Origin of the sequence: Streptomyces sp. Je 1-79 (genome assembly GCF_025195125.1) — a bacterium.
Classification (GTDB): domain Bacteria; phylum Actinomycetota; class Actinomycetes; order Streptomycetales; family Streptomycetaceae; genus Streptomyces.
In genome coordinates this window covers 536,403-549,702 of the sequence record NZ_JAMGSL010000003.1, presented here as the reverse complement: position 1 = coordinate 549,702, position 13,300 = coordinate 536,403, and the positions used below count along the sequence as shown (strand labels likewise).

The 13,300-nt window shown below is 71.9% G+C and carries 13 protein-coding genes; 8 read left to right on the top strand and 5 right to left on the bottom strand.

Annotation, left to right across the window (positions count from 1 at the left end):
• Positions 1-8: 8 nt before the first annotated feature.
• The 3 genes from lipA to M5362_RS07870 all read left to right on the top strand — a co-directional run bounded on the left by lipA (position 9) and on the right by M5362_RS07870 (position 2,171).
• Entirely contained in the window at positions 9-977 is a 969-nt protein-coding gene (gene lipA / locus M5362_RS07880; protein ID WP_260226612.1) for a lipoyl synthase, read from the top strand.
• A 266-nt stretch (positions 978-1,243) separates the two neighbouring features.
• A complete protein-coding gene (locus tag M5362_RS07875) occupies positions 1,244-1,456 on the top strand; it encodes a hypothetical protein (protein ID WP_260226657.1) in 213 nt (70 codons plus the stop codon).
• 10 nt (positions 1,457-1,466) lie between these two features.
• Positions 1,467-2,171: a DUF4191 domain-containing protein gene (locus M5362_RS07870; protein ID WP_260226611.1), complete on the top strand. Its 705-nt coding sequence runs from the start codon at positions 1,467-1,469 to the stop codon at positions 2,169-2,171.
• 78 nt (positions 2,172-2,249) lie between these two features.
• Here the strand turns inward: M5362_RS07870 and M5362_RS07865 are convergent, their stop codons facing one another.
• Complete coding sequence (locus tag M5362_RS07865; protein WP_260226610.1) at positions 2,250-2,717, bottom strand: RDD family protein; 468 nt, start codon at positions 2,715-2,717, stop codon at positions 2,250-2,252.
• A gap of 221 nt (positions 2,718-2,938) precedes the next feature.
• Here M5362_RS07865 and glnA point away from each other — a divergent pair, with 221 nt between their 5' ends.
• Entirely contained in the window at positions 2,939-4,348 is a 1,410-nt protein-coding gene (gene glnA / locus M5362_RS07860) for a type I glutamate--ammonia ligase (protein WP_260226609.1), read from the top strand.
• A gap of 103 nt (positions 4,349-4,451) precedes the next feature.
• Here the strand turns inward: glnA and M5362_RS07855 are convergent, their stop codons facing one another.
• From M5362_RS07855 to M5362_RS07845, 3 genes are all read right to left on the bottom strand, one after another.
• A complete protein-coding gene (locus M5362_RS07855; protein ID WP_260226608.1) occupies positions 4,452-7,454 on the bottom strand; it encodes a trypsin-like peptidase domain-containing protein in 3,003 nt (1,000 codons plus the stop codon).
• A 7-nt stretch (positions 7,455-7,461) separates the two neighbouring features.
• On the bottom strand, positions 7,462-7,773 hold the full coding sequence (locus tag M5362_RS07850) for a trypco2 family protein (protein ID WP_260226607.1): 312 nt from the start codon (positions 7,771-7,773) through the stop codon (positions 7,462-7,464).
• 226 nt (positions 7,774-7,999) lie between these two features.
• On the bottom strand, positions 8,000-8,275 hold the full coding sequence (locus M5362_RS07845) for a hypothetical protein (protein ID WP_260226606.1): 276 nt from the start codon (positions 8,273-8,275) through the stop codon (positions 8,000-8,002).
• 148 nt (positions 8,276-8,423) lie between these two features.
• On the opposite strand from M5362_RS07845, the gene M5362_RS07840 reads away from it, so the two are divergent.
• Together M5362_RS07840 and M5362_RS07835 are read left to right on the top strand one after the other, a co-directional pair.
• Positions 8,424-8,783 carry an arsenate reductase family protein gene (locus M5362_RS07840; protein ID WP_260226605.1) on the top strand — a complete coding sequence of 120 codons (360 nt, stop codon included), beginning with the start codon at positions 8,424-8,426 and terminating at the stop codon, positions 8,781-8,783.
• A 92-nt stretch (positions 8,784-8,875) separates the two neighbouring features.
• A complete protein-coding gene (locus M5362_RS07835; RefSeq protein ID WP_260226604.1) occupies positions 8,876-9,502 on the top strand; it encodes a septal ring lytic transglycosylase RlpA family protein in 627 nt (208 codons plus the stop codon).
• A 27-nt stretch (positions 9,503-9,529) separates the two neighbouring features.
• Here M5362_RS07835 and M5362_RS07830 read toward each other — a convergent pair whose 3' ends face one another.
• Positions 9,530-10,450 (bottom strand): Gfo/Idh/MocA family protein, encoded by a 921-nt coding sequence (locus M5362_RS07830; RefSeq protein ID WP_260226603.1) that lies wholly within the window; start codon positions 10,448-10,450, stop codon positions 9,530-9,532.
• A 191-nt stretch (positions 10,451-10,641) separates the two neighbouring features.
• On the opposite strand from M5362_RS07830, the gene M5362_RS07825 reads away from it, so the two are divergent.
• Positions 10,642-12,063, top strand: a complete 1,422-nt coding sequence (locus M5362_RS07825) for a hypothetical protein (protein WP_374214422.1) — start codon at positions 10,642-10,644, stop codon at positions 12,061-12,063.
• The gene (locus tag M5362_RS07820; protein WP_260226602.1) at positions 12,060-13,202 is read left to right on the top strand and encodes a hypothetical protein; all 1,143 of its coding nucleotides are present in this window, start codon (positions 12,060-12,062) and stop codon (positions 13,200-13,202) included. The genes M5362_RS07825 and M5362_RS07820 overlap by 4 nt, the downstream gene beginning before the upstream one ends.
• Positions 13,203-13,300: the final 98 nt, after the last annotated feature.

The window sequence follows — 13,300 nt, the reverse complement described above, 5'->3', positions numbered from 1 at the left end:
AGCCGGTCGTGTCCGCAGTCGCACCCGACGGACGCAAGATGCTGCGCCTGGAGGTCCGTAACGCCCAGACCCCCATCGAGCGCAAGCCCGAGTGGATCAAGACCCGGGCGAAGATGGGACCCGAGTACACGAAGATGCAGGGGCTCGTGAAGAGCGAGGGCCTGCACACGGTCTGCCAGGAGGCGGGCTGTCCCAACATCTTCGAGTGCTGGGAGGACCGCGAGGCCACCTTCCTCATCGGCGGTGACCAGTGCACGCGGCGCTGCGACTTCTGCCAGATCGACACGGGCAAGCCCGAGGCGCTGGACCGTGACGAGCCCCGCCGCGTCGGCGAGTCGGTCGTCACGATGGACCTGAACTACGCCACCATCACCGGCGTCGCCCGCGACGACCTGGAGGACGGCGGCGCCTGGCTGTACGCGGAGACCGTGCGCCAGATCCACCAGCAGACCGCGGACCGCGCCGAGGGCCGTACGAAGGTCGAGCTGCTCGCCCCCGACTTCAACGCGGTGCCGGAGCTCCTGGCGGAGGTCTTCGCCTCCCGCCCCGAGGTCTTCGCGCACAACGTCGAGACGGTGCCGCGGATCTTCAAGCGGATCCGCCCCGGCTTCCGTTACGAGCGTTCGCTGGACGTCATCACGCAGGCCCGGGACTACGGTCTGGTCACGAAGTCGAACCTGATCCTCGGCATGGGCGAGACCCGCGAAGAGGTCAGCGAGGCGCTCCGGCAGCTGCACGACGCCGGCTGCGAGCTCATCACGATCACCCAGTACCTGCGCCCCTCCGTCCGGCACCACCCCGTGGAGCGCTGGGTGAAGCCGCAGGAGTTCGTGGAGCTGAAGGACGAGGCCGACCAGATCGGCTTCTCCGGTGTGATGTCGGGTCCGCTGGTGCGTTCCTCGTACCGGGCCGGGCGGCTGTTCCAGCAGGCGATCGAGAAGCGCGGCGCCGTCGACAACGCCACACAGGCTGTGTGAATTCACGCACAAGCAGTTACCGGCCGGTAGTGGCCGGATCCGACGCGACCCGTACACCCCCGCAGGTCAGGGGGCCACACGGGTCGCGTCGGCGTCTCCGGATACGTACGGATGGCCGCATCAACGTTTCATCAGTGTTTGACCACCGGGTCACGCCCTGGTAACACCAGTCTGTGAGCCTGGCTTCACTCACCGCCACACCGTGAGCGCCTCACTCCGCTCCACCCCCCACCTCATCTCATCCGCGCTTGAGGGAGGACCCCGAGATGCAGGCCGCGACCCATGTCCGCGCCACCGCCATTCCGTCCGTCACCGACGCCCTGAAGGCCGTCGAGTCGCTGCTGCTCGCCGGCGGCCAGCGGACCGCCCGCCGCAATGCCTGGACATCGGTCCTGGAGGACCGCCGCCGGGCCAAGGACCGGGTCGAGGCCCAGCATGTGATGGAGGCCGTGGCTGGTCACGCTTCCCGGGCCACGTAAACTTCAGGACATGGCGAGGAAGGCAAACACGGGCAGCGGTGACGCTGCGAACCAGGGGCGACTCAAGCAGATCGCCCTCACGTACAAGATGACCCGAAAGGCCGACCCGAAGGTCGGGCTTGTCGTCGCGGGCGTGGGCATCGTCGTACTCGGTGTCCTCCTCGCGATCGGCTTCCTGATCGGGCACCCGGTCTACCTGGGCATTCTGGGCTTCATCCTGGCGCTGCTCGCGGCGGCCATCGTCTTCGGACGTCGGGCCGAGCGGGCGGCCTTCGGGCAGATGGAGGGCCAGCCGGGTGCGGCCGCGGCGGTGCTGCAGAACGTCGGGCGCGGCTGGACCACGACCCCGGCGATCGCGATGAACAAGAGCCAGGACGTCGTGCACCGCGCGGTCGGCCGGGCGGGCATCGTGCTGGTGGCCGAGGGCAACCCGAACCGGCTGAAGCCGCTGCTCGCGGCCGAGAAGAAGCGGATGGCCCGGGTCGTCGTGGACGTACCGGTGACCGACATCATCGTCGGCAACGGCGAAGGCCAGGTGCCGCTGAAGAAGGTCCGCACGACCATGCTGAAGCTGCCCCGCGTGCTCTCGGGCCCGCAGGTCACGGCGGCCAACGACCGGCTGCGGGCGATGGGCGACCTGATGAGCAACATGCCGGTGCCGAAGGGTCCGATGCCGAAGGGCATGCGGATGCCGCGCGGCGGAAAGATGCGCTGACCTCCGAGCGAGACCTCCTACGACGCAGGGGCGCCCCGGAACCGATCGGTTCCGGGGCGCCCCTGCGTCGTGCGGGTCTCAGATCCGGACCTGTACGGCGCCGGAGAAGCGGTCGTGGAGACCACGGCCGTCGCGGTCCCAGATGAGGGCCGGGATGGCGAGGCAGACGAGGGCGCTGCGCAGGACGACACGGAGGACGCCGAGCCGGCCGCCGTGCACCGAGGCGACCCGGAGCCCGAAGAGTCGCTTGCCCGGGGTGAAGCCGATGGTGCCGACCGTCAGCACGCTCATGACGAGCAGGATGACCAGCGCCCAGTTGCCGGTAGCCTGGCTGTAGCCGTCGGTGACGAGGCCGTATGCGATCACCATGCAGAGGGCCCAGTCGACGGCGAGGGCGCCGATCCGGCGGCCGGGGCGGGCGATGGAACCCGGCCCCTCCTCGGGGAGCCCGAGCTGCTGACCGCGGTAACCGAAGTCCACGCCTGCGTCCTCGGCCGCCGCGCGGGGGCCGGACAGCCATGATCCGAGTGCTTGCCTGTTGTCCACGCGACAACGGTACTGCGCCCGTTTTTGATCAGTTCGGCCCGGGTAGCCGAGGAGTGCCGAAGAGCGGACCCGCACCCGGCCCGGTTAACTTGGGCGAAACAAATGGGTCACGCTTGAGAAATCCCGTCTGCCTATGGTCGGGTCCAGCGTGTGCCCCCGCACTGGCCGCACGACCGAGCTGCAACCCCGCCCCTCCCCGGGCCGGGAGTAGGAGGAGTTGGATGTTCCAGAACGCCGACGAGGCCAAGAAGTTCATCAAGGACAACGACGTCAAAATGGTCGACGTCCGTTTCTGTGACCTTCCGGGAGTGATGCAGCACTTCACGATCCCGGCGACGGCGTTCGACCCGTCCGAGGAGCTCGCCTTCGACGGCTCGTCGATCCGCGGCTTCCAGGCCATCCACGAGTCCGACATGGCGCTGCGCGCCGACCTGACGACGGCCCGCCTGGACCCGTTCCGCCGCGACAAGACGCTGAACATCAACTTCTTCATCCACGACCCGATCACGGGCGAGCAGTACAGCCGTGACCCGCGCAACATCGCGAAGAAGGCCGAGGCGTACCTCGCCTCCACCGGCATCGCCGACACCGCGTACTTCGGCCCCGAGGCCGAGTTCTACGTCTTCGACTCGGTGCGCTTCGAGACCTCGGCGAACCAGGGCTTCTACCACATCGACTCCGAGGCCGGCGCCTGGAACACCGGTGCGACCGAGGACAACCGCGGTTACAAGGTCCGCTACAAGGGCGGCTACTTCCCGGCCCCGCCGGTCGACCACTTCGCCGACCTGCGCGCGGAGATCTCCCTGGAGCTGGAGAACGTCGGCCTCCAGGTCGAGCGCCAGCACCACGAGGTCGGCACCGCCGGCCAGGCCGAGATCAACTACAAGTTCAACACGCTGCTCGCCGCGGCCGACGACCTGATGCTCTTCAAGTACATCGTGAAGAACGTCGCCTGGCGCAACGGCAAGACCGCGACCTTCATGCCGAAGCCGATCTTCGGCGACAACGGCTCGGGCATGCACGTCCACCAGTCGCTCTGGGCCAACGGCGACCCGCTCTTCTACGACGAGCAGGGCTACGCGGGCCTGTCGGACACCGCCCGCTACTACATCGGCGGCATCCTGAAGCACGCCCCGTCGCTGCTGGCCTTCACCAACCCGACGGTGAACTCGTACCACCGCCTGGTGCCCGGCTTCGAGGCCCCGGTCAACATGGTCTACTCGCAGCGCAACCGCTCCGCGGCCATGCGTATCCCGATCACGGGCTCGAACCCGAAGGCCAAGCGCGTCGAGTTCCGCGCCCCGGACCCGTCCTCGAACCCGTACCTCGCCTTCTCGGCGCTGCTCCTCGCGGGCCTGGACGGCATCAAGAACAAGATCGAGCCGGCCGAGCCGATCGACAAGGACCTGTACGAGCTGGCTCCCGAGGAGCACGCGAACGTCCAGCAGGTCCCGACCTCCCTCCCGGCGGTCCTGGACGCCCTGGAGGCGGACAACGAGTACCTGCAGGCCGGCGGTGTCTTCACCTCGGACCTGATCGAGACCTGGATCGACTACAAGCGGACGAACGAGATCGCCCCGATCCAGCTGCGCCCGCACCCGCACGAGTTCGAGCTGTACTTCGACCTCTAGATCGCGGACCGACCGACGGCGAGGGCCGCCATCCCGTTTCCGGGGTGGCGGCCCTCGCCGTCGGTCGTACTCGCAGCTGCCGCCGGGAGCCCCGCCCGGGCTCTCAGTCCTGCGCGCGCAGCAGCTCCGCCTGGGCGATCAGCCAGGACGGGCCGACCACCTCGACGGTGCCCCCCAGCGCGCCGGCCGCACGGACCAGTGCGTCGGCGGCCTCGCGCGGCCGGGGCACGGCGCGGGCACGGGCGGCCTCCGCGAGGGCCTGGGCCGCCGCCGCTTCCTCCGCACCCGCGATCCCCAGCGAGACGGCGGCCCTCTCGGCCGTCTCGGCCGCCTGCCCGTACCGGCCGTCGGCCCAGTACGCCCAGGCGAGGTTGCAGAGGCAGACACCCTCGGCCCGGGGGTTCTCCATCAGGGACGCCTCGCTCAGCGCCTCCTGGAGCACCGGTACCGCCTCGGTCACCCGCTCCAGCGCCAGCAGGGCGATGCCCTGGGCGTTCAGCGCGTACGTGATCGCCTCATGGCTGTCCGCCGCACGATAGGCACGCGCGGCCAGGGCGCCGGAGGCGATCGTCTCCTCCCACCGCTCCAGGGTCAGCAGCGCGATCGTGCGGGCGTTGGCGGCCCGGGCCTTGGTGAGGGCGTCCCCTGAGGCCCGCCCGAGCTCGGTCAGCCGGTCGGCGCTGACCAGCGCCGTCTCGCCGTCCCCCAGGGAGCTGTGCGCCAGGCTGAGGGACAGGGTCGCGTGGACCTCGGCTTCCGTGTCGCCGTTCTCGTGGGCGAGGTCGCCGGCCCTGGCCAGGGGGGCGACCGCGGCGTCGAGGCGGCCGAGCTGGCGGTAGGCGTCGCCGAGACCGAAGACGGCGTTCTGCAGCGCCCAGCGGTCGCCGAGGCGCTCCGCCAGGCCGGCCGCCTCGGTGAACAGCTCCACCGCGTGCTCCATCGGTCCCGCCGTCAGCCGGGCGTGGCCGAAGGAGCCGAGGTGGGCGAGGAGGGACCGGTCGTCCGTGAGCCGTCCGTCGATGGCCAGGTGCATCGAGATCACCCCGAGCACCGAGCCCTGCCAGACCAGCCACTCCCCCATCTCGCCGAGGACCATCGCCGCGGCGTCGTAGTCGCCGGCGCGCACCAGGTGGTCGAACTGCCGGCGCTGCGGCAGGACGTCGTCCGCGGTCTTCCAGGCCGCGCGGGGCGGGGCGGTGTTCGCGTACCAGTCGGCGATCCGCCGCTCGACGGCGGTGCGCCCCGTCGGGCCGTCCGCGGGCAGCTCTCCGTAGGCCAGGTCGGCGTCCATCGGGTGCAGGGCGAAGGTGCGGTGCCTGCGGTCCACCGACAGCAGGTGGATCCGTGCCAGGTGGGCCAGGATGCGCGCGACGTCGAGCGAGGGGGCGAGACCGCCGACGATCGTCTGGATCACCGGCTGCGGTACGGGGGTGCGCAGCGCCGCCAGCACGCCGACGACCGTGCGGCTCGCGTCGTCGAGCTGGCGGTGGCGGTCCTGGACGAGGCCCGCGACCACGTCACGCCGCTGGGCGTAGTCGGCCAGGATGTCCTGCAGGGTGGGCAGCATGAGGTCGTCGTCGGCCATGGCGCCGACCAGGAGCTCCAGGGCGCGCGGGACCCCGTGCACGCGGACGGCGGCCTGGAGCAGCTCCTCGTCGGGCAGGTGCGCGATGCCGAGGCTGCCGTCGCGGTCCAGTTCCCGCAGGAGCGCGACGGACTCGGAGGGCCGCAGTCCCTCGGCGAGGTCGACCTGGGCGACGAACCGGCGCAGCTCGGGAGCGAGTCGTACCGGCACCTGGGTCGTGATGAGGAGGCGCGGGGTGGACCTGGCCCGGAAGAGGCAGTCGAGGAAGAGCGCCACCTCCTCGTCCCGGACGCGGCCGTCGTCGTGGAGGAGGTCCTCGAAGTTGTCCATCAGGATGACGAAGAGCCGGTCGCCCATCGCGGCGAAGAGCTCGTCCAGCTTGTCCTGGACGGGCAGTTGGGTGGCCCAGATCTCGTGGAGGCGGTCCCGGTGCTCGGTGCCGAGCAGCTGGGCGCAGTCGAAGTAGAGCCGTTCCAGGGAGATGCCCGAGGTACGGGTGCTGAGGTTGACGAGTCCCGACGGGAGCGGCGCCTGGGCGTGGCCGGGCCATTCGCCCTGGTCGAGGAGGTCCATGACCTTGGCGGCGAGCGCGCTCTTGCCCATGCCCCGGCGGCCTGTGACCGTCACCATGCGGATGGCGGGATCGCCGAGGTGGAGGCCGATCCGGTCCAGTTCGCGGGTGCGGTTCTTGAACAGTTCGATGCCGTGGGCGACCGGAAGTCCGATCACCTTGGAGCGGGCGGGCGCGCCGACGGCTCCGTGGCCCTCGGCCGGCGCCTCGTGCGGTTCCGTGGAGCCCGGTCGCCCGGTGCCCGCTTCGGGCAGTTCCCGGGGGTCGTCGACGGCGAGGAGAGCGGCCGCCTCGGCCGGGGGCGGCGCGCCGGGCGGGAGCAGGGCGTGGTCGATCCGGGCGGCGGTCAGCCGTCCCGATCCCTCCCAGCGGTGGTGCTCGGCGACGACGCCGACGATGCGGTCACCGGCCCAGACCGCCGCACCCGACATGCCCGACCACGGCGACACCTGGGGGTTGGGGTCGGCTCCGGCGGGGGCGACGGTGATCTCCAGCGTGCCCGTCCTGAGGTTGGACAGCGCGGCGACGGTCCCGTCGGTCTGGTGGAGTTCCCGGAACTGTCCGCCGTCGGGTCGGCGGCGCTGTTTCCACAGCGGGAAGCCGGCGGCGTGCACGGCGACGATCGCGTGGTGGTCCGAGGTGATGCGGCCGAACCGCGCGGGCTCGACGGCGGGGGCGTCCGGCGGCGGTACGAAGGTCAGGACGGCCACGTCGCTGCCGGGGTCGTGCCAGGCCACGATCGCGGACGCCTCCCACTGTCCGGGCCGGTCCACGTCGAAGCGGACCCGGGTCCCGGCGGTGGCGGTCACCACGTGCGCGGCGGTGAGCACCGTGGTGGCGGTGACCCGGTAGCCCGAGCCGCGCCGACGGCCGGCCGGCGTGACGACGATGACCTCGGCGATGCGGTGCGGGTCGAGTCCTCCGGCGGTGTGCCGGGTGGTGTCGGGCATGGTGCGATCAGTCCTCGCCGAGCAGTTCGTCACCGGAGATCAGCACCGAGCGGTCCGGTGCGTCGGGGTGCACGGGCTTCAGGGAGAGGGTGAGCCGCTGGGTGGCGGTGGTGGCCTGCCGCGCGGAGGCTCCAGCGTCGAAGACCCAGAACCGCACCTTCACCCCGGGCTCCCGGCTGCGCTCCACGCCGACGGTCAGCTCCAGCTCGATCTGCTCCGCCTGGAACCGCAGGTCGGTGCCTTCGCCCTCCGCCATGGCCCGGCTCAGGTCCTGGCGCAGTTGTGCGATGACGTCCGCCAACTCGACCGCGTTGTCCACCCGTATGACCCCCGTCGTCCCCCGTCGCCCCGGGCGGCCGTTCCTCCCGGGCCCGAACGGCCTTACGTCTGCCCGCAGATCATATCGGCGGGCGGTCGGTGGCAGGCCGGCTCGCCGGATCGCCGGCTCCCAAGTGACTGCGCCGTTGCCCCGGTTGCGGACGGGCCGCCGCCCCGGCATCGGGGTGACGGCCCGTCCGGTCAGGGCGGCGGGATCGGGTCCGGGGTCAGCGGCCGTACCGGATCAGGGCGCGGACCATGTGGCAGGTGGTGTCGGAGGGCGGGTGGATGCCGAGGAGTTCGGCCGTGGTGCGTATCTTCGCGTTGCCGGCCTTCGCGGGGTCGTGGACACCCGCGTCGAGGAGGACGATCGCGAGGCGCATGGCCTTCAGGCGGCGGTTGTGGGTGATGTACCACTCGCGGGGCCGGCCCGCGGGGAGCGGCTGCTTCCGAAGGGGCTTCCAGGGTTCGAGGGACGGCTTCCGGATCACGGCGACGGCCATGGGCGACCTCCTGACGAACGGTGGGTGCGGGCCCTCCCCGGGACCCTCACCTTCATCTACGATTTTACTGCCCCCCACTGACAATCGCCCCTGGCCAGAGCCGGTTTGGGGGGTGGTGGAACGGCGGCGAGGGGGTACCGTGACGGGCATGGAGATCTGGATCAACCCCGCCTGTTCCAAGTGCCGCAGCGCGATCGGTCTGCTCGACGCGGAGGGTGCCCAGTACACCGTGCGCCGCTACCTGGAGGACGTGCCGACCCCGGACGAGATCCGGGCCGTCCTGGAGCGGCTCGGTCTCGAGCCGTGGGACATCACGCGGACCGGGGAGGCCGTCGCCAAGGAGCTGGAGCTGAAGGACTGGCCCCGGGACGAGGCGCACCGGGACCGCTGGGTGGAGGCGCTCGCCGCGCACCCGAAGCTCATCCAGCGGCCGATCATCACCGCGGAGGACGGCACGGCCGTGGTGGGGCGGACCGAGGAGGCCGTCCGGGACGCCCTGTCACGCTGACGGGTCCCGTTCCCGCGTGAGCGTTGAGCAGAACCGGCCTGCTCCGCGTATCTGACGCCACAGGAACCGACAGGAAACGAACGGAGCCTCACGTGTCTCGCAGGAAAACGCTCAGCCGGAAGAAGAAGATCGCGCTGATCGCAGGTGCCCTCGTGCTCGCCGGGGGGACGGCGGTGGTGGTGACCGGTACGAGCCAGGCGTCCGTGGCCTGCGACGGCCTGACGCAGGCGCTCGCGAACAACGAGCGGTTCATCGCGGACCAGCGTGCCAACCCGGACGCGCAGTCGCAGGCAAGGATCGCCAACCGCGAGGCGGTGATCGCCCAGATCCGGGTCCAGCAGGCGGCTTCGGGGTGCGGGGGCGATGTGGCCGCCCCGGCGCCCCCGGCCACGCAGCCGGCGCCAACCCAGGCGCAGCCCGCCCCGCCTGCCCAGCCCGCCCCGCCCGCGGGTGGCGGCGACGGCGCCGCCGGGGAGGTCGTCTGCGCCGGTTCGACCGTCACGCTCTCCGGCGAGGCGGGTGCCCCGGCCGCGTCCAGCAACCAGTTCCCGCTCGGTACCCGCCTCAAGGTGACCAACCTCGACAACGCCAAGTCGACCACCGTGGAGGTCACCTCCACCTCCGGCAGCTGCGCCCTGCTCAACAACGAGGCCTTCGAGCAGGTCCGCGAACCCGGCAAGTTCCTCATCCGTAAGGCCCGGATCGAGCGCGTGGGCTGAGGCGCTCCGCCCTAGGGGGGCGGGCCTTCAGGCGGCGGGCTCCTGACCCGGGCCCGCCGCCTGCTCCGCCAGGGTCAGGATCTCCGTGAGCCGCGCGCCGAAGCGGGCGTCGCAGGGGTGCGGCACGCCGGTCCTGGCCGACTCGACGAGGGCGTCCACCGCGCGGGCGAACGCCTCGCCCGCGCCGTCCCACGACGGCATGGCCGCCCGCCCCCGCTCTCCGTACAGGGTCAGCGCGGCCTCCGCCGCCTTCGGCGGCGCGCCCAGTGTGAGCGTCGCCGTGCTGCTCGCACCCGAGGTGTGGCGCAGGACCAGGTGGTGCGTGTCCGCCGGGCCCCGTACGGCCGTCACGTCGGTGACGTCGCCGAGCACCGGCAGGTAGACGGAGAGCAGGTGCGGGCCGACATCCCACAGGCCGCCCTTCGCGCGCCGCCAGGGCGAATCGGCGTACGCGCTCGTGGAACCGGGGGCGTAGAGCGAGCCCAGCCAGTGCGCCTCGCCCAGGAACCAGCCGCCCGCCGCGGCCTGTTCGTCGATCCACCGGGACGTGGGCTCGGCGAAACGGAGGGTGCAGAAGACGACGGAGGCGACCTCGGCCAGCTCGGCCGCGCCGGCGACGTCCCTGGCGGCCTCGACCGTCGTGGCCACCGGCTTGTCCAGGAGCAGGTGACAGCCCATGGCCGCCGCCCGCAGGGCGAGCGGGGCCTGGACGTCCGGGGGCAGGGCGAAGGCGATGGCGTCGCACGCCTCGAACAGCTCCTCGACGTCGCCGTACGCGGTCGTCCCGCACGCGGCCGCGAGCTCGGCCGCCGCCTCGGGCCGTCTGCCCCACACCCCGACGAAGTCGATGCCCTCGTGCGCGGCGAGCGCGGGCGCGTGGGTCCGCGCGGCCCAGGGTCCGGTGCCGAGCAGTCCGATACGGGGCTTGCCGCCCAGGTGCGTGGTCATGCCCCCAGTCTGCCGGTCCCCACCGACACCGGGCACTCCGAATCCACTGGCGGGGCCGGGGCGCCCGTTGTTACGTTGCCTCCGCCGGCCGCGGGACTCCGGCGCGACTTCCGGGACCTGCCTTTGAAGCAACGTTTTCGCTGTTCGCGCCCCCATTCCCCGGCCGGCGCCCATGCCACCGCGAGGAAGCCATGACCACGCCGACGGAGACGCACTCCGACCTCATCGCCGCCGAGGACGTCCTGCTCTTCGTCAACGCGGCCGTGACCGCCACCGGCCAGCGGGAGTTCCGCTCCTCGGCCGGCGAGCAGCGGTTGTCGCTCGCTTTTCTGCACGCGTACGTACGGGTCAACTACCGCCCCCTGTACGCAGCCGCGCTCGCGCTCGACATCAACGACCACAACGCGGCCACGATCGTCGAGCAGCTGCTGCGCACCGCCGACGAGGCCGGCGGGGCGGAGGCGAAGCGGGCCGAGGGACGGCTGATCGCCGCCCGGCTCGCCTCGCTGCCCCCGCAACGGGTCTACCGGCTCTTCCGTGCCCTGCGCGCCGCCAAGGTCAACAACCGCCGCACGCGCGCGATCGTCCGCGACTGGCTGGCCGGCCGCGCCGACCTCGGCCACGACGCCGTGAAGTACCGCACCGGTCTGAAGACCGCCGCCCGCCATGCCCATCTGCCCTTCGCCGGGACCGAGTCGGGGGACTTCCTCTTCGCGCCCGGCCGCCGGGTCCGCTACCAGCACCCGTACCTGGACGCGTACCGCCGCGCGCACTACGAGCAGGGGGCGCTGTACGAGCTGCCGTTCACCGTCGCCGAGGGGTTCGCGGCGAGGCACGGCGTGTCGCGAGCGGTGTTCCTGGAGCGGATCGCGCCCCGGATGACCCGCCTGGAGCGGCTGCGGACGGAGCGCGCGAGCGATCTGACCGTCATGCCGCTGACCCGGCTCGCGCTCTACGTCCTGTCCCTCCCCTTCGGGGAGCGGGTGGAGCGGCGCGCCGAGCTGACCGGCGCGCTGCGGGCGGCGGCGGTCCGGGTCGCGGGGCCGTACGCCGGGAGCTGGGGCCGGGTCGCCGCGGTCCTCGACGACAGCTACTCCGCCTCCGGTTCGGCCGTGAAGCGGCGCCGCCCGCTTGCGGTCGCCCTGGGCTGCCACTTCCTCCTCGAAGCGCTCGCCGCGCCGGGGGCGTACGCGGCGCACTGGACCTCGGGCGGCACCGATCCGCTGCTCGTGCGGCCGTGGGGGCCGACCCCGCTCGGGACCCGGATCCTCGACGCCCTGGAGGACCCCGCCCCCGACCGGCTGGTGATCGTCTCGGACGGCTGGGACAACGCGCCGCCGGGCCTCGCGGGCGAGGTGCTGCGCGTCTGGCGGACCCGGCTCGACCCGGAGCGGCGCACGAGCGCGGTCCATGTGAACCCCGTATACGACGCGGCCCGTTTTGATGTGCGCCGGCTGGCGCCGAGCGTGCCGACGGCCGGGATCAGGGACGCGGAGGACCTGGCGACGCTGGTGGAGATCGCCCAGTTCGCGGAGGGGCGGACGGGGCTCGCGGAGCTTCTGGCCTATCTGGACCGGAGGGTGGAGCTGTTTCTGAGGGGGGCGCGCCGATGACCCGGATCGATCTGACCGGTCTGGAGGTCCGGTCGGCGCAGGTGTGGGGCGGTGTCCGGCTGGTGCCGCTGGTGAGGGCGGAGCCGGTCGAGGGGCTGCGGCTCCACCGTGAGGTGTACGGGGCGGGTGGCGCGGTCGACCTCGGCGAGCGTGCGACGTACGTCTCGTACATCCCGCACGGCTTCGTCGCGGACTGGTCCGGGGACGAGCGCGAGTCGGCGGCCTACGGCACCCGTCTCGGGAACGCCGCACCGGACAGCGTCCCCGTGCGCCGCCACCACCGCCTCGCCAAACGCCGACAGGGCGAGAGGCGGCTGCGTTTCCTGCCGCTCCACCTCGCTCTGGAAGGCTATCTGGCGCTCCACTTCGGCGGCCCGTCCACGGCCTGGGACGAGTGGTCCCAGCAGGCGGTGCGCCGGGGGCTGTCGCCGCGCGCCGAGGCGGCGTACGCGGGGTGGAGCGTGCCGGGGCTCGGGGAGGCGCTGCGGATCTTCGAGATCCACCCGGGGCAGTGCGGTCTCCTGCTGTACGTCGCCGACTCCCTGGCCGCCGCCTTCGTCGTCCCCCACCCGGAGGACTACCGCGTCCTGCACCCGACCTTGATCGAGGACCTGTACGGGGAGCTGATCCACCAGTACGCGTACTACGGCGGCCCGGTGCCGGAGTTCACGGCGCGTATCCGGGACGAGACGGGCTCCGTCCGTTCGCTCGCGGATCTGCGGGTGGCGGCCCGCGCGCAGGAACGGTCCTGGGCCGAGGGCCACGACGGGCTGATGGCGCGGGACCTGCTGGAGACGTCGTACGCCTTCGAGCGGGTGTACCGGATGGAATCCTATGATCTGCACCGGTTCCTCCCCCCGTTCCGGCGGGCGGGTCAGGAGCAGCACATCGGCGAACTGATCACCGACCGCAAGGGCCGGACGCTGTATCTCAAGACCTTCCGCCTCTCCGAGAACCAGATCAGACGGGGCCATCTGCTCCAGCGCCTTGCGGCCCAGGACTGGCACCTGGGCCGGACGGCGGAGGCGCTCGGAACGACGTACGCCGAGCTCGTACGGCGTATCGACAACGCGGGCCTCGGCCCACTGCTGAACGCCCACGTGGTCGCACAGCGGATCCGCGAAACGCAGGAAGGCTGAGTAACACGGGGTTCACAAACGGGCAACGACCGGGAAATGCCGTGTTGCGAAGCTGCGCGCAGACACCACGCAGCTCTCGCAGCGTCGCGAGCCGCAGC

What these genes read in the sequence shown, in the direction of transcription:
- M5362_RS07875 (WP_260226657.1), top strand. Translation starts at nt 1,244, where the DNA reads ATGCAGGCCGCGACCCATGTCCGCGCCACCGCCATTCCGTCCGTCACC.
- M5362_RS07870 (WP_260226611.1), top strand. Translation starts at nt 1,467, where the DNA reads ATGGCGAGGAAGGCAAACACGGGCAGCGGTGACGCTGCGAACCAGGGG.
- glnA (WP_260226609.1), top strand. Translation starts at nt 2,939, where the DNA reads ATGTTCCAGAACGCCGACGAGGCCAAGAAGTTCATCAAGGACAACGAC.
- M5362_RS07855 (WP_260226608.1), bottom strand. Translation starts at nt 7,454, where the DNA reads ATGCCCGACACCACCCGGCACACCGCCGGAGGACTCGACCCGCACCGC.
- M5362_RS07845 (WP_260226606.1), bottom strand. Translation starts at nt 8,275, where the DNA reads ATGGCCGTCGCCGTGATCCGGAAGCCGTCCCTCGAACCCTGGAAGCCC.
- M5362_RS07840 (WP_260226605.1), top strand. Translation starts at nt 8,424, where the DNA reads ATGGAGATCTGGATCAACCCCGCCTGTTCCAAGTGCCGCAGCGCGATC.
- M5362_RS07830 (WP_260226603.1), bottom strand. Translation starts at nt 10,450, where the DNA reads ATGACCACGCACCTGGGCGGCAAGCCCCGTATCGGACTGCTCGGCACC.
- M5362_RS07825 (WP_374214422.1), top strand. Translation starts at nt 10,642, where the DNA reads ATGACCACGCCGACGGAGACGCACTCCGACCTCATCGCCGCCGAGGAC.
- M5362_RS07820 (WP_260226602.1), top strand. Translation starts at nt 12,060, where the DNA reads ATGACCCGGATCGATCTGACCGGTCTGGAGGTCCGGTCGGCGCAGGTG.